This window comes from Clostridium psychrophilum (genome assembly GCF_018861705.1).
GTDB lineage: Bacteria > Bacillota > Clostridia > Clostridiales > Clostridiaceae > Clostridium_AD > Clostridium_AD psychrophilum.
The window spans coordinates 1-22361 of the sequence record NZ_JAHLEC010000038.1; the positions used below are offsets into that span (position 1 = coordinate 1).

Sequence of the window (22361 nt, forward strand, 5' to 3'; positions counted from 1 at the left end):
ATTTTGTTAGAAGAATAGCAAAAATAAACGTTTTTTTATTGAAAAACTTTTTCAACTCTTTTTACGGTGGAAGTTAACTCTGCAAAGTGGAAGTTACTTTTTCAATTCACCTTTATTTTATATTTATTGTTGTTTTGAATATAATTTCAATTGCTTTTCCAAATTTTTTTAAAACTTTTCAAATATTTTTAAAAAAATGCCATAAACTTTTGAATATATAAAAGAATAAGTTTTAGGGTACACAAAAGGGGAAGAGCGTCCCCTTCCCCTTAATAATAAAAGCTTTTATTATGATTTGATTACCAATTGGTTTTTATAAATATATAAGTTATTATTTAACTATTGAAGTAACAACTCCAGATCCTACAGTTCTACCGCCTTCTCTGATTGCAAATCTTAATCCCTCATCCATTGCTACTTGAGTGATTAATTCTACATTCATGTCTATGTGGTCTCCTGGCATTACCATTTCCATTCCGTCTGGTAATTTAATTGATCCTGTTACATCTGTTGTTCTAAAATAAAATTGTGGTCTATATCCGTCGAAGAATGGTGTATGTCTTCCGCCTTCTTCTTTTTTAAGTACATATACTTGACCTACAAATTTTGAATGTGGATGTATTGAACCTGGTTTTGCAAGTACTTGACCTCTTTCAATATCATCTCTTTGAACTCCTCTTAATAACGCTCCAATGTTGTCTCCAGCCATTGCTTGATCTAGAAGTTTTCTAAACATTTCTACTCCTGTACATACAACTTTTCTTTTTTCTTCACTTAGTCCTACTATTTCTACTTCTTCTCCAATTTTAAGAATTCCAGTTTCAACTCTTCCTGTAGCAACTGTTCCTCTACCTGTGATTGTAAATACATCTTCCACTGGCATTAAGAATGGTTTATCTGTTGCTCTCTTTGGTGTTGGAATATAAGTATCTACAGCATCCATTAATTCCATAATGCATTTTGTTGCTTCTGGATCTGTTGGATTTTCTAGTGCCTTTAATGCTGATCCTGTTACAATTGGGATGTCATCACCAGGGAAGCCGTACTCACTTAATAATTCTCTTACTTCCATTTCAACAAGTTCCAATAATTCTGGATCGTCTACCATGTCTGCTTTGTTTAAGAATACTACAATATATCCTACTCCAACTCTGCTTGCAAGTAATATATGCTCTCTTGTTTGAGGCATTGGGCCATCTGCTGCACTAACAACTAGAATTGCTCCATCCATTTGTGCTGCTCCGGTAATCATGTTCTTTACATAATCGGCATGTCCTGGGCAATCAACATGTGCATAATGTCTGTTTTCTGTTTCATATTCAACATGTGATGTGTTAATTGTAATTCCTCTTTCTCTTTCCTCTGGTGCTTTATCAATTTGGTCGAACCTAGATGCTTCTGCCAAACCCTTAGTTGCAAGGACTGCTGTTATTGCAGCTGTTAATGTAGTTTTGCCGTGATCTACGTGCCCTATCGTTCCTATGTTTACATGTGGTTTAGTTCTTTCAAACTTTGCCTTTGCCATTTTGTGTTCCTCCTTATATTTGCATATTATATTCTTATTATTTACTTCCTATAATTTGTTCTTGAATACTCTTTGGAACTGGTTCATATGCAGCAAACTCCATGCTGTATACTCCTCTTCCTTGAGTTCTTGATCTAAGTGTAGTAGAATATCCGAACATTTCTGATAATGGAACCATTGATTTAATTATTTGAGCGCCTGCTTGAGCTTCCATTCCTTCAATTCTACCTCTCCTTGAATTAATGTCTCCCATAACATCTCCCATGTATTCTTCAGGAACTGTTACTTCAACTTTCATTACTGGTTCAAGTAATACTGGATCTGCTTTTGCCATACCATTTTTGAAAGCCATAGAACCAGCAACTTTAAATGCCATTTCATTTGAGTCAACATCATGATAAGAACCATCAACAACTTTAACTTTAAAGTTAAGAACTGGGTATCCACCAAGAATACCACTCTTTGAAGCTTCTTTAATTCCGTTTTCAATTGGTTGTATAAATTCTTTAGGAATAGATCCACCTACAGTACAATTTTCAAACGAATAAGGTTCCGTAGTTGGTATTAATTCTATCCAGCAATGACCATATTGTCCACGGCCACCTGATTGTTTAATATATTTACCTTCTGCTTTAACTTGCTTTCTTATTGTTTCTTTATATGCAACCTGTGGTTTACCTACATTGCATTCGACTTTAAATTCTCTTTGAAGTCTATCAACAATAATTTCAAGATGAAGTTCACCCATACCACCAATTATAGTTTGACCAGTTTCCTGATCAGTATGCGTTTGGAAAGTTGGGTCTTCTTCAGAAAGTTTAGCAAGAGACATTCCCATTCTTTCCTGTCCATCTTTTGTTTTTGGCTCAATAGCTACATGAATTACTGGATCTGGGAATTCCATGGTTTCAAACAATATTGGATGATCTTCATCACATAATGTTTCGCCAGTCGTTGTATTTTTAAGTCCAATTATTGCACCTAATTCTCCAGCACGTAATTCTTCAACTTCTTCTCTGTGATTAGCATGCATTTTAACCAATCTACCAATTCTCTCTTTTTTATCTTTGTTAGCATTTAATACATATGTACCAGTTTTCATTATGCCTGAGTACACTCTTGCAAAACAAAGTCTTCCAACGAAAGGATCTGTAGCTATTTTAAATGCTAATGCTGCCATTGGCTCATCATCACTTGGATGTCTTATTAATGGTTCTGCAGAATCAACATCTTGTCCTTTGATAGCTGGTATATCAAGTGGTGACGGCATATAATCTATAACCGCATCTATCATCATTTGAACACCTTTATTTTTATATGAAGAACCGCAAAGTACAGGTACTATCTCATTATTAATAACACCTTTCCTCATTGCTGCTTTTAATTCCGCTTCGCTTATTTCTTCACCATCAAGATATTTCATCATAAGATCTTCATCAAGTTCAGCAATTGCTTCAACCATGGCTGCTCTATATTCTACTGCTAATTCCTTCATATCTTCGGGAATCTCTATTTCCTCTATTTGTGTTCCTAAATCATCCTTATAGACTTCTGCAATATTTCTAATTAAATCTATAATTCCAAGGAAACCTTCTTCTTTTCCTATTGGAAGTTGTACTGGGATTGCATTTGCCTTAAGTCTATCTCTCATCATATCTACAACTCTATAGAAATCGGCACCCATTATATCCATTTTATTAACATACGCCATTCTTGGAACATTGTACTTAGTGGCTTGTCTCCACACTGTTTCAGATTGTGGTTCAACACCACCCTTTGCACAAAATACAGAAACCGCGCCATCAAGGACTCTTAGAGATCTTTCAACTTCAACTGTGAAATCTACGTGCCCTGGTGTATCAATAATATTTATATTATAACCTTTCCAAAAACATGTTGTAGCTGCAGATGTTATTGTGATACCTCTTTCTTGTTCTTGTACCATCCAATCCATTGTAGCTCCACCATCATGAACCTCACCAATTTTATGTGTTTTTCCTGTATAGAATAATATACGTTCAGTTGTTGTTGTTTTACCAGCATCAATATGAGCCATAATACCTATATTACGAAATTTATCTAAAGAATATTGTCTATCCACTATTTGTTCCTCCCCTCACGAGTGATTTAAAATTTGACAAAACTGTCTTGGCAAAGCCAAAACAGTTCTGATATTAATATCTGTAATGAGCAAAAGCCTTATTGGCTTCAGCCATTTTATGAATGTCTTCTCTCTTCTTAACTGCTGCTCCAGTATTGTTTGAAGCTTCAAGTAGTTCGTTAGCAAGTTTTTCTCTTGCATACTTCTCTCCTCTTTTATCTGCAGCAAGAAGTAACCATCTTAAACCTAATGTTTGTCCTCTCTCAGGTCTAACTTCGATAGGCACTTGATAATTAGCTCCACCTATTCTTCTAGCTTTTACTTCAAGTAACGGAATAACATTGTTTAATGCTGCTTCAAAAACCTCTAAAGGTTCTTTACCTGTCTTTTCTTTAATTATGTCAAAAGCTTCATAGCATATTTTTTGTGCTACTCCTCTTTTACCATCTTCCATTACATTGTTTATTAACTTTGTAACAACTTTGCTCTTGTACATTGGATCTGGCAATACATCTCGTTTTGCAATATATCCTTTTCTAGGCACTTTACTTCCCTCCTTAACAATTTTAATTAACTCATAGGTACTCGATATTTCTACCGTAAAGCACTCTGTACTCCTGCAAATGTATGTAAATATAAACTTATCATATATATAAATGCTGAAGACATTGTACCTTAAGTCAAAGCATTATTTTTTTTGCTTTGGTCTTTTAGTACCATATTTAGATCTACTTTGTAGTCTACCTGCAACTCCAGCTGAATCTAATGTTCCTCTGATGATGTGATATCTAACTCCTGGTAAATCTTTTACTTTTCCACCTCTTATAAGTACAACACTATGTTCTTGTAAATTGTGGCCTACACCTGGTATATAAGCAGTAACTTCGTATCCGTTTGTAAGTCTAACTCTTGCTACTTTTCTTAATGCAGAGTTTGGCTTTTTAGGAGTTGTTGTTTTAACTACTGTACAAACACCTCTTTTTTGTGGACAACTTTTTAATGCTGGTGCAGCAGATTTTGTAATTAATGTCTTTCTGCCTTTTCTTACTAATTGATTAATAGTTGGCATGATTTCACCTCCCCATTTTTATAAACTAATTTGAATTTATATCAATGCATCATAACATAACTAAGTAGTTATGTTACTGCAAGGATATTATCTATATTATTTAGTTGCTAGCATTTATTTAATCTTCAAGACGCAATGCTGTTGCTGAAGCAACATCTATATCACAAAGACTACCTAGTTCTTTCATTGTGTCTACAAATATTATTTGCAGGGAATTAACCTTTGCTAGTTTTAGAATAGGATCAGTAATACTACTATCAGCATCTTTGGCTATATATAAAACCGTGCCTTGACTATTCTTCAATGCTTTTAGGGTTTGTTTAACTCCAACGACTTTCTGACCTACAATTTTACCTACCATTTTTAACTCCCTTCATAATTACAATCAGTAGATATCTCTAGTTAAATATATCTGCTTGATTTAAATCACACACAAGGTGTATTTTATCATTTAAGCATCACCCTGTCAACTAGTTATAACTTATACTTTTAAATCATTTTCAATTTCCAGTTTTTCTTCATCTTCAGTATTAATTTTTATAGTTCTATACCTTGTCATACCAGTACCAGCAGGTATTAACTTACCAATTATTACATTTTCTTTCAACCCAAGTAATGGATCGATTTTACCTTTAATAGCAGCATCGGTAAGTACCCTTGTTGTTTCCTGGAAAGAAGCTGCAGACAAAAATGATTCTGTTGCAAGTGCGGCCTTAGTTATTCCTAATAGAGAAATTTTGCCTACGGCAGGTACGCCACCCTCAGCTTCAACTTTTGTATTAGCATCTTCAAATGCAAAAATATCTACTAGATTTCCTGGTAGTAATTCTGTATCGCCAGATTCTTCAACCTTGACTTTCCTTGTCATTTGTCTTACAACAACCTCTAAATGTTTATCATTAATATCAACACCTTGAAGTCTATAAACCTTTTGTACTTCTGATGATAAATAGTTTTTAACTCCATTGACACCTTTAATTCTTAAGATATCATGTGGATTAACTGAACCTTCAATTATTTCATCTCCAGCTTCAATTCTATCACCATTAGCAACTTTTAACCTTGATCCAAATGGTATATCATAACTAAATTCTTCGCCTGCATCACCAGTTACAAAAACAACTCTCTTTTTCTTAGTATCTTCCATTTTAACTGTACCACAGACATCACTTACTATTGCAAGTCCCTTTGGCTTTCTAGCTTCAAATAATTCCTCAACTCTTGGAAGTCCTTGAGTTATATCTGATCCTGCTACTCCACCAGTATGGAATGTTCTCATTGTAAGTTGTGTTCCTGGTTCACCTATTGATTGAGCTGCAATTATTCCAACTGCTTCTCCAATATTAATTTTTTGAGAAGTTGCCATATTCATGCCATAACATTTAGCACAAACTCCAATTTTAGCTTTACATGTAAATACTGATCTAATCATAACCTTTTTCACACCAGCATTTTGAACTTCTTCGGCTAAATGAATGTCCATATATTCACCCTTTGGAACTATTACTTTGCCAGTCTTTGGCTGTATAATATCCTCAGCCGTATATCTCCCTGTTAATCTTTCAACTAACTGTTCGATTACTTCATTTCCATCACAAATTTCTGAAACTTCAAAACCTTCATCAGTTCCACAATCTTCATGACGTACAATAACATCTTGACATACATCAACAAGCCTTCTTGTTAAATATCCTGAATCGGCTGTTTTAAGTGCAGTATCTGCATTACCTTTTCTAGCACCATGTGTTGATATAAAATACTCTAATACATCTAGTCCATCTCTAAAAGATGATCTAATAGGTAATTCGATTATTTTACCGGACGGATTAGCCATAAGGCCTCTCATTCCTGCTAGTTGCTTAATCTGACTCCTAGACCCTCTGGCACCAGAATCTGCCATCATAAATATTGGATTAAATTTATCCATACCATCCATTAATGCATTTGCTACATCTTCTGTTGTCTTAGTCCATTTTTCTATTACTCTTTGATATCTTTCTTCCTCAGATATAAAACCTCTTCGGAACATTTGCTCAATTTTATTGACAGTATCGTCAGCCTCTTTAAGCAATGCTTTTTTAGCTTTTGGAACCACCATGTCAGATGTCGCAACCGTAATTGCTGAAATCGTTGAATAATGATATCCTTTAGCCTTTATTTTATCTAACATCTTAGAAGTTTCTGAAGGACCATATTTCAAATAGCATTTATCAATAATACTACCAAGATTTTTCTTACTTACTAAGAAATCTATTTCTAATTTTAATTCATTACCAGGAATGCTTCTATCAATAAAGCCTAAATCCTGAGGTATTGTTTCATTAAAAATTAATTTTCCTGGTGTAGTTTCTATAATTCCAGATATATTAACACCATTTTGTACACCAAATAACTTAACTTTAATTTTTGCATGAATATCTATATCTTTTATTTGATATGCCATTATTACTTCATCTGGTGATGAGAATGCTCTTCCCTCACCTTTAGCACCATCTTTATCTATAGTTAAATAGTAAGATCCTAAAACCATATCTTGAGTAGGTACACAAACCGGCTTACCATCTGATGGTTTCATAATGTTATGAGCTGCAAGCATTAAAAATCTTGCTTCAGCCTGAGCTTCAACAGACAACGGAACGTGAACTGCCATTTGATCACCATCAAAATCTGCATTGTATGCAGTACATGCAAGTGGATGGAGTTTAATTGCTCTACCTTCTACAAGTATAGGTTGGAAAGCTTGTATTCCTAATCTATGAAGTGTAGGTGCACGGTTTAATAATACTGGATGATCAGTAATTACTTCTTCTAACACATCCCATACTTGAGGCATAACCCTCTCAACCATTCTTTTAGCACTTTTAATATTATGAGCTACTCCACTACCAACTAGTTTCTTCATAACAAAAGGCTTAAATAATTCTAAAGCCATTTCCTTTGGAAGACCACATTGATACATTTGAAGTTCTGGTCCAACAACAATAACCGAACGTCCAGAATAATCAACACGTTTTCCAAGTAAATTTTGTCTAAATCTTCCTTGTTTACCTTTTAACATGTCAGAAAGGGATTTCAAAGGTCTGTTTCCTGGTCCTGTAACTGGCCTTCCACGTCTTCCATTATCAATCAATGCATCTACAGCTTCCTGAAGCATCCTTTTCTCATTTCTAACAATTATATCTGGAGCTCCTAAATCTAAAAGCTTTTTAAGTCTGTTATTTCTGTTTATTACTCTTCTATATAAATCGTTCAAATCAGAAGTAGCAAACCTTCCTCCATCCAATTGTACCATCGGTCTTAAATCAGGAGGAATTACAGGTATTACATCAATTATAATCCATTCAGGTTTGTTCCCTGATTTTCTAAATGACTCTGATACATCAAGCCTTCTTATACTTCTAATTCTTTTTTGTCCTGTACTTGTTTTTAAATCTTCCTTCAATTCCTTGGATAATTCTTCTAGATTTACACGTTGTAGAAGCACTTTAACAGATTCTGCACCCATGCCAGCTACAAAACTATCATCTCCAAATTTATCAATAGCTTCTCTATATTCTTTTTCACTAAGAATTTGCTTTCTTAGTAATGATGTTTCTTTTGGATCCAATACTACATAAGAAGCAAAATATAAAATCTTTTCTAGAGATCTAGGTGACATATCTAAAATAAGTCCCATACGAGATGGTATTCCTTTAAAATACCAAATGTGAGATACTGGAGCAGCAAGTTCAATATGCCCCATTCTTTCACGTCTTACTTTAGATTTTGTGACTTCAACACCACATCTATCACAAACTATTCCCTTATATCTTACTCTTTTATATTTTCCACAATGACATTCCCAATCTTTAATTGGCCCAAATATTCTTTCACAAAATAACCCGTCTCTTTCAGGTTTTAAAGTTCTATAGTTTATAGTCTCAGGTTTTTTTACTTCACCTTTTGACCATTCTCTGATTTGTTCCGGTGATGCTAATCCTATTTGAATAGCATCAAAATTATTAAATTCAAACAAGGGTACAGCCTCCCTTCATATTAACCTTCATATTAGTGTTCATCATTAAAATCATTCAATTCTAGATCTTCACCTAAATCTTCTATTGGCACTTCATCATAATTCATTTCAACATCTACTTCTTCATCTTCATCAATAAGTTCAACGTACTCTTCCTTTTTCGAATTAGGAGTTTCCTTTTCTGAACCTTCTATATTAACATTTAAAGCTAAGTCTTCTGATTCATCATCAACTGATTCTTTTAGTTTAATTTCTTCTCTATCATCAGTAAGAACCTTAACGTTTAAGCATAACGCTTGTAATTCTTTTATAAGAACTTTGAAGGATTCAGGCACACCTGGTTCTGGAATATTCTCGCCTTTTACAATCGCTTCATACGTTTTAACTCTACCAACAACATCATCAGATTTAACCGTTAAAATCTCTTGTAATGTATGAGCTGAGCCATAAGCCTCTAAAGCCCAAACTTCCATTTCTCCAAATCTTTGGCCACCAAATTGTGCTTTACCACCCAATGGCTGCTGAGTAACTAGAGAATATGGTCCTGTAGATCTAGCATGTATCTTATCATCAACTAAATGATGTAATTTTAAGATGTACATATATCCAACAGTAACTCTGCTATCAAATGCTTCTCCTGTTCTTCCATCATATAAGTCAGTTTTTCCATCTGCATCATATCCAGCTTTTTTAAGACACACTTCTATTTCTTCTTCAAGTGCACCATCGAAAACTGGTGTTGCAATATGCCAACCTAATTCACTAGCGGCCCATCCCAAATGAACTTCTAATACTTGACCTATATTCATACGAGAAGGAACACCTAGTGGATTCAAACATATTTGTAATGGTCTGCCATCTGGTAAAAACGGCATATCTTCCATTGGTAATACTCTGGAAATAACTCCCTTATTACCATGTCTTCCTGCCATTTTATCGCCTACAGAAATCTTTCTCTTTTGAGCTATATAACATCTAACTAACTCATTTACACCTGGTGGAAGTTCATCACCATTTTCCCTAGTAAATACTTTAACATCAACGATTATTCCGGCTTCACCATGTGGAACTCTAAGAGAAGTATCTCTTACTTCTCTTGCTTTCTCACCAAATATAGCTCTTAATAATCTTTCCTCTGCAGTAAGCTCTGTTTCTCCCTTAGGGGTTACCTTACCCACTAAGATATCACCAGATCTTATTTCAGCACCTATTCTTATTATTCCGCCTTCATCAATGTCTTTAAGTGCATCCTCACCAACGTTTGGAATATCTCTAGTAATTTCTTCTGGTCCAAGCTTTGTGTCTCTTGCTTCTGATTCGTATTCTTCAATATGAACTGAAGTGAATACATCATCACGAACTAGTTCTTCAGATATTAACATTGCATCCTCATAGTTATAACCTTCCCAAGTTACAAATCCCATACGGATGTTTTTACCTAAAGCTATTTCTCCAAGATCTGTTGAAGGACCATCTGCTAAAACAGAATTTGCTTCAACTCTTTCGCCTTTATCAACTATAGGTCTCTGATTTATACATGTTCCTTGATTAGATCTCTTGAACTTAAGAATTTTATAAACATCAAGTCCATTGTCTGATTCTCTTCTAACCTTAATTTCGTTAGCACTTACATACTCAACTATTCCTGCATTTTTAGCCTTAGGAAGAACACCAGAATCTACTGCAGCTCTATATTCTATACCAGTAGCTACAATTGGAGATTGTGATTTAAGTAGTGGAACTGCTTGACGTTGCATATTAGAACCCATAAGTGCACGACTTGCATCATCATTCTCAAGGAATGGAATCATAGCAGTAGCTACAGAAACAATTTGCCTTGGTGAGATATCCATAAGATCTACTTCTTCTTTTGAAACAATTAATACTTCTTGTTTAGCTCTTACTGTTATTTTGTTGTCTACAAAAATACCATCTTCACCAATTGGTTCACTTGCTTGTGCAACTAAATACGCATCTTCTTCATCTGCAGTCATATAAATAATTTTATCTGTAACTACTGATGTTTTCTTGTCTATAACTCTATATGGTGTTTCAATAAAACCATATTCATTGACTTTAGCATAACTTGCAAGTGAATTAATAAGCCCTATATTAGGTCCTTCTGGTGTTTCTATTGGACACATTCTACCATAATGTGAGTAATGAACATCTCTAACCTCAAAACCAGCTCTCTCTCTAGAAAGTCCACCTGGTCCTAATGCAGATAATCTTCTCTTGTTTGTAAGTTCTGATAACGGATTTGTTTGATCCATGAATTGAGAAAGTTGTGAACTTCCAAAAAATTCTTTTATAGCCGCAGCTACAGGTCTTATATTTATAAGCGCTTGAGGTGTTATTCCTTCCTGGTCTTGAATTGTCATTCTTTCCTTAACAACCCTTTCCATTCTAGACAAACCTATCCTGAACTGGTTCTGTAAAAGCTCTCCTACAGATCTAATTCTTCTATTTCCTAAATGATCAATATCATCAATATTACCGACACCGTATGGTAAGCCTAACTCGTAGCTCACTGTAGCATACATATCATCTTTAATTATATGTTTTGGTATTAATCTAGTTTTATTCAATTTTAACTGTTCTTTAATTGATTCTTCATCAGTATTATTATCTAGTATTTCTTTTAATGTTGGATAATGAACCATTTCTCTAATATTAAGATCTGAGATATCGAAACTAACCACATCTTTAATATTAACGAAGTTATTTCCTATAACTCTTATCACTTGATCCTCTACTTGAAGATCTACTACATTAATTCCTAGATTTTGAATCTCTAAAGCAACTTCTCTATCAATTTTTTGATCCTTTTCAACTATTACTTCACCAGTTGCTGGATTAACAATGTTCTCAGCAGCAATTTGATTCGCAATTCTATGATTAATAGATAGCTTTTTATTAAATTTATATCTACCAACTCTTGACAAATCATATCTCTTAGCATCAAAGAATAGTGAATCAATAAGTGATACCGCACTATCCACTGTTGGCGGTTCACCTGGTCTTAATCTCTTATATATCTCAATTAATGCTTCTTCTCTTGTTTTGGTATTGTCTTTCTCAATTGTCGCTTTTAGTCTTTCTTCATCACCTAATAATTGATGTAAGTCTAAATCACTTCCATTATCCATCATAGCTCTTGCTAAGATACTTATTGGTAGTTTTCTAGTCTTGTCAATTCTAATATATACAATATCATTAGAATCCGTTTCATACTCTAGCCATGCTCCTCTATTAGGAATTACAGTAGCCGAGTAAAGTTTTTTCCCTGTCTTATCAACTGAATAATTATAATAAACTCCTGGTGATCTAACCAATTGACTTACTATAACTCTTTCTGCTCCGTTAATAACAAATGTACCTTGTGGTGTCATCAGTGGGAAATCTCCCATAAAGACTTCTTGCTCTTTAATTTCACCAGTTTCATTATTACGCAATCTAACCTTAACTTTTAAAGGTGCTGCGTAAGTTGTATCTCTTTCTTTACATTGCTCTTCAGTATACTTAATATTTTCTATATCAAGCTTGTATCCTACGAACTCTAGAACAAGATTTCCCGTATAATCTTGGATAGGATTTATATCATCAAAAACCTCTTGAAGTCCTTCTTTTAAAAACCAATCATAAGAGTCTAACTGTATCTCAATTAAATTTGGCATATCAGTTACTTCTTCAATTTTTGAAAAACTCATTCTTGTTCTTTTACCTAATTGGACAGGATGTACCATCAGCTTTCACCCCTTGCATAAACTAAAATAACCAAAAACACACTTTCCCCTAGGACATTATGCTTCTGGATTCACACCTTTATAGTGTTATTATAACCATTTTTATTAAAATAATTCATATTAACCAGTATTTTCATTTTTTTTGTTAAAAATTCACTGATTTTATTATGTTAAGCTATATTAGCATAATTATATTTCTATGTCAACCTAGCATTTTAAAAAAGGGCACTCTTATGTAAAAGTACCCCCTTGTTTTAAAATAATATTATTTTACTTCTGCAGTTCCGCCAACTTCTTCTATTTTAGCTTTCATAGCAGCAGCATCATCTTTACTTATGCCTTCTTTAATTGTTTTAGGAGCAGCATCAACTACATCTTTAGCATCTTTTAATCCTAATCCAGTTATTTCTCTAACAATTTTAATGATTTTAATTTTGCTAGGTCCAACGCTTGTTAATATTACGTCAAACTCAGTTTTTTCTTCAACAGCAGCAGTAGCTGCGCCTGCAGCTGCAGCTGGTGCAGAAGCACTTACTCCAAATTCCTCTTCGCAAGTTTTTACTAATTCATTTAATTCTATAACACTCATATCTTTTATAGCTTGAATAATTTCTTCTCTTGTCATTATAAATGCACCTCCGAATTTTTTTCATGTATATATTTTATGTTGGCCTTTAAAAAGGCATAGTTGCCTTTTAGAAAGACCTGGTTGCTTCTATTGAAATCAAATCAATTAAAATCAGTTGATATGTATCTCAAAATAATACTTATAATATTATTCTACTGATTCTTTTTGTTCCTTAATTGCGTTCAATAAATATGCAAGATTTGATAATGGAGCCTTGAAGCTTCCAAGTAATTTTGCAATAAGAACGTCTCTTGGTGGTATAGCTGCTAATGCGTTAACTTGAGCACTATCTAATATATCGCCCTTCATTATTGCTGCTTTTAGCTCTAATTTTTTATGAGTTTTTGCAAATTCATTTAAAACTCTAGCTGCAACAGTTGGGTCTTCATATCCGAAAGCTAATGAAATTGAACCTTGTAAGTGTGGTACTATACCGTCAATTCCCAATTCCTTTGCTGCAAGAATAACTAGAGTGTTTTTATAAACCTTATACTCCACTCCAGCTTCTCTAAGGTTTTTTCTTAACTCTGTATCTTCTTCTACATTTAGACCTTGATACTGACTAAGTACTACTCCTTGAGCCTTTGATAATTTTTCTTTTATCTCTGCTACTTTAACTGCTTTTAATTCTCTATTATTGCTTAACACTGTGTATCCACCTCCTAACAGTTTTTAACTGCTTTATGAAAAATTAAAATCTCTCCGCAGACACGAAGAGACCTAATATTTGTACACAAGTACATTTATTGGAATCCTCGGCAGGCATGTTATCTTTTACGCTTTCGCACCTACTATCTACGGAATATTATTTAATTAACTTTAAGCATTGTATCATGCAAAGTCTTAATTGTCAATACTAATCTAAGACTTTAGCTTGATTAACTTTAATTCCAGGTCCCATAGTCGCTGAAACTGCTACTGATTTTAAATATTGTCCTTTAGTTGCTGATGGTTTAGCTTTAACTACTGCTTCCATTAAAGCATGAAAATTTTGTACTAATTTTTCAGCACCGAAAGATTTTTTTCCAATTACTACATGAATTATAGATGTTTTATCAACTCTATATTCAACTTTACCAGCTTTGATTTCATTTATTGCTTTAGTAACATCAAATGTAACAGTTCCTGATTTTGGGTTTGGCATTAATCCCTTAGGTCCAAGTACTCTACCTAATTTACCAACAACACCCATCATGTCTGGAGTCGCAACAACTACATCAAAACCAAACCAATTATCATTTTGAATTTTATCAACTAATTCATCAGTTCCAACAAAGTCTGCTCCTGCAATTTCTGCTTCTTTAGCTTTATCACCTTTAGCAAAAACTAATACTTTAACTTCTTTACCTGTTCCAAAAGGAAGCACTACTGCACCTCTAACTTGTTGGTCAGCATGTCTTGGATCAACACCAAGGCTTACTGAAAGTTCTACAGTTTCATCAAATTTTGCTTTAGCTGTTTTCACTACAAGATCCATAGCCTCTGCTGGTGTATATAAAACGTTTCTATCTATAAGTTTAGCACTCTCTATGTAGTTCTTTCCCATAATAGTATCCTCCTTCGTGGTTATAACGGTTTTTACCTCCCACGTAATTAATTAAATTTATTTTTCTACAACTATTCCCATGCTTCTTGCTGTTCCAGCTATCATACTCATAGCAGCTTCAATTGATGCCGCATTTAAATCTGGCATTTTTAATTCTGCTATTTCTCTTACTTTAGCTTTAGAAACTGTTGCAACCTTAGTTGTATTTGGAACTCCTGAACCGCTTTCTATTCCAGCTGCTTTCTTTAATAATATAGCTGCTGGTGGAGTTTTTAGTATAAAGCTAAAAGATCTATCTTGATATACTGTTATTACTACTGGTATTATCATGCCTGCTTGATCAGCAGTTTTTGCATTAAATTCTTTACAAAATCCCATGATATTAACACCATGTTGCCCAAGTGCTGGTCCAACTGGTGGTGCAGGAGTTGCTTTCCCTGCAGGAAGTTGTAATTTTATCATTCCTGTTATTTTCTTAGCCATGAATTTATACCTCCTATATTGTGGTAATCGGATTTAAAATCCTCCCACTTATAAAACTTTCGTTTTATTTATAACCTAGTCTAATTTTTGTATTTGATTGAATTCTAATTCAACAGGAGTTTCCCTGCCAAACATGTTTATAAGTGCTTTAATCTTTTGCTTTTCTGGATGAATTTCTTGTATAAGTGCAACAAATCCTTCTAATGGTCCAAATGTTACTTGTATATTCTCACCTATCTCATAGTCAACAGCTATAGTTTTTTCTGCAATCCCCATAGTTCTAACTTCATCTTCAGTAAGAGCTACCGGTTTAGATCCCGGTCCTACAAACCCAGTAACACCTCTTGTATTTCTAACAATATACCAAGATTCATCTGTCATAAGCATCTTAACCATTACATAACCTGGAAATACTTTTTTTAAAGTTATTTTCTTTTTTCCATCCTTTACTTCGACTACTTCTTCCATAGGAACTTGAATATCATGTACGTATTCTTCAAGATTTCTATTTTCAATTGCCTTTTCTAGGTTAACTTTAACTTTATTTTCATAACCAGAATATGTATGTACAACATACCATTTAGCTTTATCTGCCATAACTCAAGGGGTGGAGTATTCCATCCCTACCTCCTTCCTTTACCTTATTTAAAGATTAGTTTATAGAGGTTATTAAAACCATAATCCAACAAACCTACAAACACTACAAAAAGGAAAGAAAAACTTGTCACTGCGTAAGTTGCTTTTTTAACATCATCTTTTGAAGGCCAAGTTATTCTATTCGCTTCTGATTTAAGTTCCTTGAAAAACTTCACTATACCTTTTTGGTTAGATTTTTCTTTTTTTGTAACATTCCCAGAGACAGCCATTTTATTCACATCCCTACAGTTTAGTGCTTAATGCTGTATTATTTTGTTTCTTTATGAAGTGTATGCTTGTGGCAGAACTTACAGTATTTCTTCATTTCAATTCTATCTGGGTTATTCTTTTTGTTTTTCATTGTACTATAATTTCTCTGTTTGCAATCAGTACAAGCTAAAGTTACTTTTACTCTCACAATCTGCACCTCCCGGTTTCTTATCTATTTAAGAAAGCTCATGCTTATTAAGCTCTAAGCTATCTATAGCATTTTTTGTTTTACTTAAATAATTTATCACAATTTAATACATATGTCAATGAATTAGTTAATGAATTAGTTAAAGAAACTGTTTCTTTAAACATTTCTCTCCTCTACAATTGACCTTGTACATATTGACTTTGTTTAATGTATTTCTTTATATTATTTAACTATTGAAGTAACAACTCCAGATCCTACTGTTCTTCCACCTTCTCTGATTGCAAATCTTAATCCCTCATCCATTGCTACTTGAGTTATTAATTCTACATTCATATCTATGTGGTCTCCTGGCATTACCATTTCCATTCCGTCTGGTAATTTAATTGATCCTGTTACATCTGTTGTTCTAAAATAAAATTGTGGTCTATATCCGTCAAAGAATGGTGTATGTCTTCCGCCTTCTTCTTTTTTAAGTACATATACTTGACCTACAAATTTTGAATGTGGATGTATTGAACCTGGTTTTGCAAGTACTTGACCTCTTTCAATATCATCTCTTTGAACTCCTCTTAATAACGCTCCAATGTTGTCTCCAGCCATTGCTTGATCTAGAAGTTTTCTAAACATTTCTACTCCTGTACATACAACTTTTCTTTTTTCTTCACTTAGTCCTACTATTTCTACTTCTTCTCCAATTTTAAGAATTCCAGTTTCAACTCTTCCTGTAGCAACTGTTCCTCTACCTGTGATTGTAAATACATCTTCCACTGGCATTAAGAATGGTTTATCTGTTGCTCTCTTTGGTGTTGGAATATAAGTATCTACAGCATCCATTAATTCCATAATGCATTTTGTTGCTTCTGGATCTGTTGGATTTTCTAGTGCCTTTAATGCTGATCCTGTTACAATTGGGATGTCATCACCAGGGAAGCCGTACTCACTTAATAATTCTCTTACTTCCATTTCAACAAGTTCCAATAATTCTGGATCGTCTACCATGTCTGCTTTGTTTAAGAATACTACAATATATCCTACTCCAACTCTGCTTGCAAGTAATATATGCTCTCTTGTTTGAGGCATTGGGCCATCTGCTGCACTAACAACTAGAATTGCTCCATCCATTTGTGCTGCTCCGGTAATCATGTTCTTTACATAATCGGCATGTCCTGGGCAATCAACATGTGCATAATGTCTGTTTTCTGTTTCATATTCAACATGTGATGTGTTAATTGTAATTCCTCTTTCTCTTTCCTCTGGTGCTTTATCAATTTGGTCGAACCTAGATGCTTCTGCCAAACCCTTAGTTGCAAGGACTGCTGTTATTGCAGCTGTTAATGTAGTTTTGCCGTGATCTACGTGCCCTATTGTTCCTATATTTACATGTGGTTTAGTTCTTTCAAACTTTGCTTTTGCCATTTTGTATTCCTCCTTATATAAATGATTACACTTTCGCGTTAGTAAACTCATCCTAGTGTACTGTATAACCTCATTAGTTATGGAGCCCATAACCGGGATCGAACCGGTGACCTCCACCTTACCAAGGTGACGCTCTTCCGACTGAGCTATATGGGCATTTGATTTTGGAGCGGGAAACGGGTCTCGAACCCGCGACAACCAACTTGGGAAGCTGGTGCTCTACCACTGAGCTACTCCCGCAGACGTACAACTTAACGCTATACACCAGTTATTAATTATACTGTTATCTGCTTTTTTTGTCAACACATTTTTATCTTTTACTTAAACATTTTTCTAATTTTCTTTTTACTCTTTGAAGAGCATTATCAATAGATTTCGCATGTCTATCTAAATCACAAGCAATTTCTTGGTACGATTTCCCATCCAGATAAGACATAAGCACTTCCATCTCCAATTGCGATAAAACTTCTCCAATTTCATTTTGAATGTTAATTACTTCTTCCCTGCTTATCACTAGTTCTTCTGGATCAGTGATTTTGGCACCTGAAAGCACATCCAATAATGTTCTGTCTGATTCCTCATCATATATTGGCTTATTTAAAGATATATATGTATTAAGGGGAATATGTTTTTGACGAGTAGCTGTTTTTATTGCTGTGATTATCTGCCTTTTAACACAAATCTCAGCAAAAGCTCTAAAAGAAGATAACCTATCTGCCTTAAAATCTCTAATAGCCTTATAAAGGCCTATCATTCCTTCTTGGTAAATATCCTCTTTATCAGCCCCAATTAAAAAATACAATTTAGACTTGGCTTTAACAAAATTCTTGTATTTATTAATTAAGTATTCTTGTGCACTAACATTATTTTTTTGTGCTTCACTAACTACTTCTTCATCTAATTTTTCTTCAAAACATAATTTATCCACACTAGCTCCAATCATTTTTTCCAACAAATATCCCCTCCACACAAAACATGTGACATATAGATGATTATACCTTAGAGTAATTTATATAGTCAAGGGAATTCAATGGCTCCTTCTCATTTTCTCAAGTTTTTCTAATGTTTTTTCATCTATTCTTTCTTCTAACCCATTTCTTTTTTCCAAATATCTTCTTTCAATACTCGATTTGATTTTTTTTTGAGTACTCATTACTTCGTGATAAAACTCTATAGAAGACATTCGAGTAGCTCCTCTTTGAAATGCAACCTGTTGCTCTAAAGAATCTGATGTAACAACACAGAACTCAGCTTTTCGCCCTATATTGTTAGACATTCTTTCAATATAATCATCTGCTGTTTCACCTTCTTTTGTGAAAACAACAATTAAATTTCCTTGCCTTTCTTTTTTTTGAATGCTACCTTTAACTAATTGTGCATCAAAAATTATAAACATTTTACAGCCATTATATCCAGAGTAGTTTTGAAGAATTTCTATAAGTTGCAAACGTGAATATTCGTAACTATATTCTTTAATAACTTTGAGATTTGGCCAACTATTTATAACATTATACCCATCAACAAAAATTGTTTTCACTTTCTACCTCATCTAATTTTTTGTTTCATAATTTCGTACATTATTATACCACCTGCAACAGAAGCATTCAAAGACGTTATTTTACCAACCATTGGTATTTTAACTAACACATCACATTTTTCTTTTGTAAGTTTTGATATGCCTCTGCCTTCACTACCAATAACAAGTGCTACTGCACCGGTTAAATCTGTATCAAATATATAATCTTGTGCTGCCATATCTGCGCCATACACCCATACACCACGTTCTTTTATTTTTTCTATAGCTACATTTATATTAGTTACTTTCGCTATTCTCATATGTTCTATTGCACCAGCTGATGTTTTATATACTGTTGGAGTCGCGCCAACATTTTTTCTCTTCGGTATTATTATACCATGTGCTCCACAAACCTCTGCAGTTCTTATAATAGATCCAAAATTATGTGGATCCTCTATTTCATCTAAAATAATTATAAAAGGTTTCTCTCCTCTATCACTTGCATATTTAAAGATATCATCTATTTCGAAATATTTATAAGGTGTTACTACCGCAATAACTCCTTGATGTGATGATGTTTGTGACATCTGATCTAGTTTTCTTCTGTCTACTTCTTTTGTAACAATCCCTTTTTCTTTAGCAATCGCTATTACAACACTTATAGATCCCACCATATCACCTTTAGCGATAAGAACATATTCTACTGTTCTATCAGACTTTAGAGCCTCTATAACTGCATTTCTCCCCTCTACTAAGTCTTCTCTCATTATTTTAGGTTCAAGTTCTTCATTTATATTACTTTTTTTATGATTTGTATCAACTCTCTCCCTAGCATCATTTTTGTTTTCTAATATACTTTCTGCATTTCCTTTATATCTTTTAGTTTTGGATTTGTTTTTTTCTTCTTTATTACTTGAAAACTCCCTACTCTCATAAGTACTACGACTGCTGGATTTATCTTTTCTAGATGCTACTCCATATTTGTCCTCTTTACTAGTATTGTTCCCATTTTTTCCTTGATATTTTTTTTTATCACTCATTTTAAATATCTCTCCTATTATCTCTATTTCATTTCATATTCTTTTCTAATTTCCAAAGTTTTTCCACAACACATACTACCTTCAGGACATACTCCACTAATACAGCTTGGTCCTGCATGTTTAAAAAGTACAGGGGCAACACTTCTTGCTTGCATTAACATTGTTTTTGCCATTTGTCTTATTTCCCATTGAGCTCTATTGCAACATCTCTGATTAAAGAAATGAATTAGTTCTCTTGCATTCATTGTAACTATTATTTTACTTGCACATGCATTTGGGAATACGTATCGTGCATCTTCAAGCGACTTTTTTTCTGCTTTGCTTTTCAAAATTTTGTACTCTTTTTCTCCGATTTCTCCAAAATTTAATAATTTTTTATCTAGTCTATATTCTTTTGTAAGTTTATCTAGCTCTTTTTTAGACAATATTCCTACTAGTTGATTATAAACTTCTTGATCCGAATTCATTGATTGTATAAAAATTGCTTTTGCTTCTTCATTTTGTTCAATACTTGGTGGAATTATGTATTCAAACTGCTTAAACTTTACATATCTTTGACTCTGTTGTGAATAAGATGCAACTCTATGCCTTACTAATTGATGAGTAAGACTTCTAGATACACCCTCTATTGCATAAGTGAAGCTCACATGTTCTATTGGAGAATGATGTCCATAAGTCATTAACATATCTAAAAATTTTTCAGTTTTTTGTTCTTCCAAATTCTCAAGTATTTCATCTACGCCTACTTGACTATAACAAAGTTTAGCTGCTGCTGCTATAACTTTTTCAGGATTAGGTGTGTGTTCTATTAATTTAACCTTAAGCATAATTACTCATCCCCCAGACTGATACTTATAATTTTATCAAAAATATAATTTAATCTCTCATTCTTTTCACTTAGATACAAAAAACCTACTAAAGCTTCAAATCCTGTTGCCCATTTATATTCATTTAAGTCTCCATTTTTAGGTGTGGTTCCACTTTTAGCATTTCTAGCTCTTTTAAATATTCTAAGTTCTTCCTCGTCGAGATCATCTATAAGTGATTTCATAAACTCACTTTGACCATGTGCTTTTACATATGCTACTGCTTTAACATGGATTTTATGTACATTCATATCCCTATTTTGTTCTACAAGATATGCTCTAATAAACACCTCATATATTGCATCCCCAACTATTGCAAGAACTAGTGGATTTAGCTGTTTTACTTGATTTACTGTAAATTTTCCCTTTAAAATGTTAAATTCCATGCTTATTCTCCTTTAAAACTATTTTCAAAAAATATAAAACCCGTCCTGTTTTAGGACGAGTTTTATTGCGGTAGCATCTACATTTATGCTCATTTTTAACGATAGATATTACCGGTAGTCTTGCTACAACTCTAAAGCAGGTTAAAAATCTTTCAATATAATATTTTACCTGTATTCGTTACCTACTCTCATCACCATTACTAACATTAAAGTTATATGTAATATTTTTTATATTTACTAATAAATATACACATTAAATGTGCTACTGTCAACAGTGATTCTTATCGAGTATTTGTTTCCCAATTGCTAAGTCCTCTGGTGTTGTTACCTTTATGTTATCGTAACTGCCTTCGTAAAGAAATACCTTGTTACCATATTGTTCAACCACCATTGTATCATCTGTTACCTTAATACCATCACTATTAATCTTTTTATGACAACTTAGGATAAGATTATATCTAAAAGCTTGTGGTGTTTGTACACAAAACAGAATTTCTCTTTTAGGTGTTTTTAAAGAAAATCCTGAAGAGTCTTTAATCTTAATTGTGTCCTTAGGCCTAACACCACAAGCCGTTGCTCCATATAAATTGGCATAAAACACTGCATCTTTAATTATAGACTCATTTACAAAAGGTCTAGCCCCGTCATGAATAAGTACAATTTCACAATTTGATACAGCTAATAAGCCTTTTAGCACGGAATCTTGTCTTTCTTTTCCACCAACTATTATATCTTTTACTTTTAAGAAGTTATATTTTTCAACTATTTCTTCTCTACAGTAATCCACTTCACCTTCTGCTGCAACTACTATAATCTCATCTATACAATCGCACTTTGTAAAAGCCTTTATAGTATAGTACAAAATAGGATACTCATTAATATTTAAGTACTGCTTATTAATAGACCTAACCATTCGTCTTCCTTTACCAGCTGCCAAAATTATTGCACAATTTCTACTCATATACAACCT

General features: G+C 33.5%; 21 protein-coding genes, 2 tRNA genes and 1 other annotated feature. All 23 genes read right to left on the reverse strand.

The features are described 5' to 3' along the window. Nucleotides 1–331 precede the first annotated feature (331 nt). Complete coding sequence (tuf, locus tag KPL38_RS09850) at nucleotides 332–1525, reverse strand: elongation factor Tu (protein WP_216288971.1); 1194 nt, start codon at nucleotides 1523–1525, stop codon at nucleotides 332–334. 37 nt (nucleotides 1526–1562) lie between these two features. After that, nucleotides 1563–3626, reverse strand: coding sequence for an elongation factor G (gene fusA, locus KPL38_RS09855; RefSeq protein WP_216288972.1), 2064 nt, complete (start codon nucleotides 3624–3626; stop codon nucleotides 1563–1565). Between the two features lie 73 nt (nucleotides 3627–3699). Beyond that, entirely contained in the window at nucleotides 3700–4170 is a 471-nt protein-coding gene (gene rpsG, locus KPL38_RS09860; protein WP_216288973.1) for a 30S ribosomal protein S7, read from the reverse strand. Nucleotides 4171–4314: 144 nt separating this feature from the next. Beyond that, nucleotides 4315–4695, reverse strand: a complete 381-nt coding sequence (rpsL, locus tag KPL38_RS09865; protein ID WP_216288974.1) for a 30S ribosomal protein S12 — start codon at nucleotides 4693–4695, stop codon at nucleotides 4315–4317. Nucleotides 4696–4813: 118 nt separating this feature from the next. Next, entirely contained in the window at nucleotides 4814–5056 is a 243-nt protein-coding gene (locus KPL38_RS09870; RefSeq protein WP_216288975.1) for a ribosomal L7Ae/L30e/S12e/Gadd45 family protein, read from the reverse strand. Between the two features lie 120 nt (nucleotides 5057–5176). Continuing rightward, complete coding sequence (gene rpoC, locus KPL38_RS09875) at nucleotides 5177–8710, reverse strand: DNA-directed RNA polymerase subunit beta' (RefSeq protein ID WP_216288976.1); 3534 nt, start codon at nucleotides 8708–8710, stop codon at nucleotides 5177–5179. Nucleotides 8711–8742: 32 nt separating this feature from the next. Then, complete coding sequence (gene rpoB / locus KPL38_RS09880; RefSeq protein WP_216288977.1) at nucleotides 8743–12456, reverse strand: DNA-directed RNA polymerase subunit beta; 3714 nt, start codon at nucleotides 12454–12456, stop codon at nucleotides 8743–8745. Nucleotides 12457–12721: 265 nt separating this feature from the next. After that, complete coding sequence (rplL, locus tag KPL38_RS09885) at nucleotides 12722–13081, reverse strand: 50S ribosomal protein L7/L12 (RefSeq protein ID WP_216288978.1); 360 nt, start codon at nucleotides 13079–13081, stop codon at nucleotides 12722–12724. Between the two features lie 150 nt (nucleotides 13082–13231). Then, nucleotides 13232–13732, reverse strand: a complete 501-nt coding sequence (rplJ, locus tag KPL38_RS09890; protein ID WP_216288979.1) for a 50S ribosomal protein L10 — start codon at nucleotides 13730–13732, stop codon at nucleotides 13232–13234. A 34-nt stretch (nucleotides 13733–13766) separates the two neighbouring features. Beyond that, nucleotides 13767–13903, reverse strand: a sequence feature (ribosomal protein L10 leader region). 37 nt (nucleotides 13904–13940) lie between these two features. Beyond that, a complete protein-coding gene (gene rplA, locus KPL38_RS09895; protein ID WP_216288980.1) occupies nucleotides 13941–14630 on the reverse strand; it encodes a 50S ribosomal protein L1 in 690 nt (229 codons plus the stop codon). Between the two features lie 57 nt (nucleotides 14631–14687). Further along, entirely contained in the window at nucleotides 14688–15113 is a 426-nt protein-coding gene (gene rplK, locus KPL38_RS09900; protein ID WP_216288981.1) for a 50S ribosomal protein L11, read from the reverse strand. Nucleotides 15114–15188: 75 nt separating this feature from the next. After that, nucleotides 15189–15710: a transcription termination/antitermination protein NusG gene (gene nusG, locus KPL38_RS09905; RefSeq protein WP_216288982.1), complete on the reverse strand. Its 522-nt coding sequence runs from the start codon at nucleotides 15708–15710 to the stop codon at nucleotides 15189–15191. A 44-nt stretch (nucleotides 15711–15754) separates the two neighbouring features. Next, entirely contained in the window at nucleotides 15755–15979 is a 225-nt protein-coding gene (secE, locus tag KPL38_RS09910; protein ID WP_216288983.1) for a preprotein translocase subunit SecE, read from the reverse strand. Between the two features lie 38 nt (nucleotides 15980–16017). Continuing rightward, a complete protein-coding gene (gene rpmG / locus KPL38_RS09915; protein ID WP_216288984.1) occupies nucleotides 16018–16167 on the reverse strand; it encodes a 50S ribosomal protein L33 in 150 nt (49 codons plus the stop codon). A gap of 222 nt (nucleotides 16168–16389) precedes the next feature. After that, nucleotides 16390–17583 carry an elongation factor Tu gene (gene tuf / locus KPL38_RS09920; protein ID WP_216288971.1) on the reverse strand — a complete coding sequence of 398 codons (1194 nt, stop codon included), beginning with the start codon at nucleotides 17581–17583 and terminating at the stop codon, nucleotides 16390–16392. Nucleotides 17584–17663: 80 nt separating this feature from the next. After that, nucleotides 17664–17739 (reverse strand) — tRNA-Thr (locus KPL38_RS09925). Between the two features lie 9 nt (nucleotides 17740–17748). Then, nucleotides 17749–17823: transfer RNA gene (locus KPL38_RS09930), tRNA-Gly, on the reverse strand. Nucleotides 17824–17893: 70 nt separating this feature from the next. After that, nucleotides 17894–18526: an RNA polymerase sporulation sigma factor SigH gene (gene sigH, locus KPL38_RS09935; protein ID WP_216288997.1), complete on the reverse strand. Its 633-nt coding sequence runs from the start codon at nucleotides 18524–18526 to the stop codon at nucleotides 17894–17896. Between the two features lie 84 nt (nucleotides 18527–18610). Continuing rightward, the gene (locus KPL38_RS09940) at nucleotides 18611–19120 is read right to left on the reverse strand and encodes an NYN domain-containing protein (RefSeq protein ID WP_216288985.1); all 510 of its coding nucleotides are present in this window, start codon (nucleotides 19118–19120) and stop codon (nucleotides 18611–18613) included. Between the two features lie 8 nt (nucleotides 19121–19128). Further along, the gene (gene rlmB, locus KPL38_RS09945; protein WP_246577902.1) at nucleotides 19129–19866 is read right to left on the reverse strand and encodes a 23S rRNA (guanosine(2251)-2'-O)-methyltransferase RlmB; all 738 of its coding nucleotides are present in this window, start codon (nucleotides 19864–19866) and stop codon (nucleotides 19129–19131) included. A gap of 296 nt (nucleotides 19867–20162) precedes the next feature. After that, the gene (gene thyX, locus KPL38_RS09950; RefSeq protein WP_246577899.1) at nucleotides 20163–20966 is read right to left on the reverse strand and encodes an FAD-dependent thymidylate synthase; all 804 of its coding nucleotides are present in this window, start codon (nucleotides 20964–20966) and stop codon (nucleotides 20163–20165) included. Nucleotides 20967–20968: 2 nt separating this feature from the next. Further along, entirely contained in the window at nucleotides 20969–21391 is a 423-nt protein-coding gene (locus KPL38_RS09955) for a Mini-ribonuclease 3 (protein WP_216288987.1), read from the reverse strand. A gap of 268 nt (nucleotides 21392–21659) precedes the next feature. Continuing rightward, the gene (gene ispD, locus KPL38_RS09960) at nucleotides 21660–22352 is read right to left on the reverse strand and encodes a 2-C-methyl-D-erythritol 4-phosphate cytidylyltransferase (RefSeq protein WP_216288988.1); all 693 of its coding nucleotides are present in this window, start codon (nucleotides 22350–22352) and stop codon (nucleotides 21660–21662) included. Between the last annotated feature and the right edge of the window lie 9 nt (nucleotides 22353–22361).

Excerpts from the sequence above, each read along its gene's own strand:
- tuf (WP_216288971.1), bottom strand. The coding sequence starts at position 1,525 with ATGGCAAAGGCAAAGTTTGAAAGAACTAAACCACATGTAAACATAGGA.
- rpsL (WP_216288974.1), bottom strand. The coding sequence starts at position 4,695 with ATGCCAACTATTAATCAATTAGTAAGAAAAGGCAGAAAGACATTAATT.
- KPL38_RS09870 (WP_216288975.1), bottom strand. The coding sequence starts at position 5,056 with ATGGTAGGTAAAATTGTAGGTCAGAAAGTCGTTGGAGTTAAACAAACC.
- rpoB (WP_216288977.1), bottom strand. The coding sequence starts at position 12,456 with ATGGTACATCCTGTCCAATTAGGTAAAAGAACAAGAATGAGTTTTTCA.
- rplL (WP_216288978.1), bottom strand. The coding sequence starts at position 13,081 with ATGACAAGAGAAGAAATTATTCAAGCTATAAAAGATATGAGTGTTATA.
- rplA (WP_216288980.1), bottom strand. The coding sequence starts at position 14,630 with ATGGGAAAGAACTACATAGAGAGTGCTAAACTTATAGATAGAAACGTT.
- rplK (WP_216288981.1), bottom strand. The coding sequence starts at position 15,113 with ATGGCTAAGAAAATAACAGGAATGATAAAATTACAACTTCCTGCAGGG.
- nusG (WP_216288982.1), bottom strand. The coding sequence starts at position 15,710 with ATGGCAGATAAAGCTAAATGGTATGTTGTACATACATATTCTGGTTAT.
- secE (WP_216288983.1), bottom strand. The coding sequence starts at position 15,979 with ATGGCTGTCTCTGGGAATGTTACAAAAAAAGAAAAATCTAACCAAAAA.
- tuf (WP_216288971.1), bottom strand. The coding sequence starts at position 17,583 with ATGGCAAAAGCAAAGTTTGAAAGAACTAAACCACATGTAAATATAGGA.
- sigH (WP_216288997.1), bottom strand. The coding sequence starts at position 18,526 with ATGATTGGAGCTAGTGTGGATAAATTATGTTTTGAAGAAAAATTAGAT.
- rlmB (WP_246577902.1), bottom strand. The coding sequence starts at position 19,866 with ATGAGAGAAGACTTAGTAGAGGGGAGAAATGCAGTTATAGAGGCTCTA.
- thyX (WP_246577899.1), bottom strand. The coding sequence starts at position 20,966 with ATGCTTAAGGTTAAATTAATAGAACACACACCTAATCCTGAAAAAGTT.
- KPL38_RS09955 (WP_216288987.1), bottom strand. The coding sequence starts at position 21,391 with ATGGAATTTAACATTTTAAAGGGAAAATTTACAGTAAATCAAGTAAAA.
- ispD (WP_216288988.1), bottom strand. The coding sequence starts at position 22,352 with ATGAGTAGAAATTGTGCAATAATTTTGGCAGCTGGTAAAGGAAGACGA.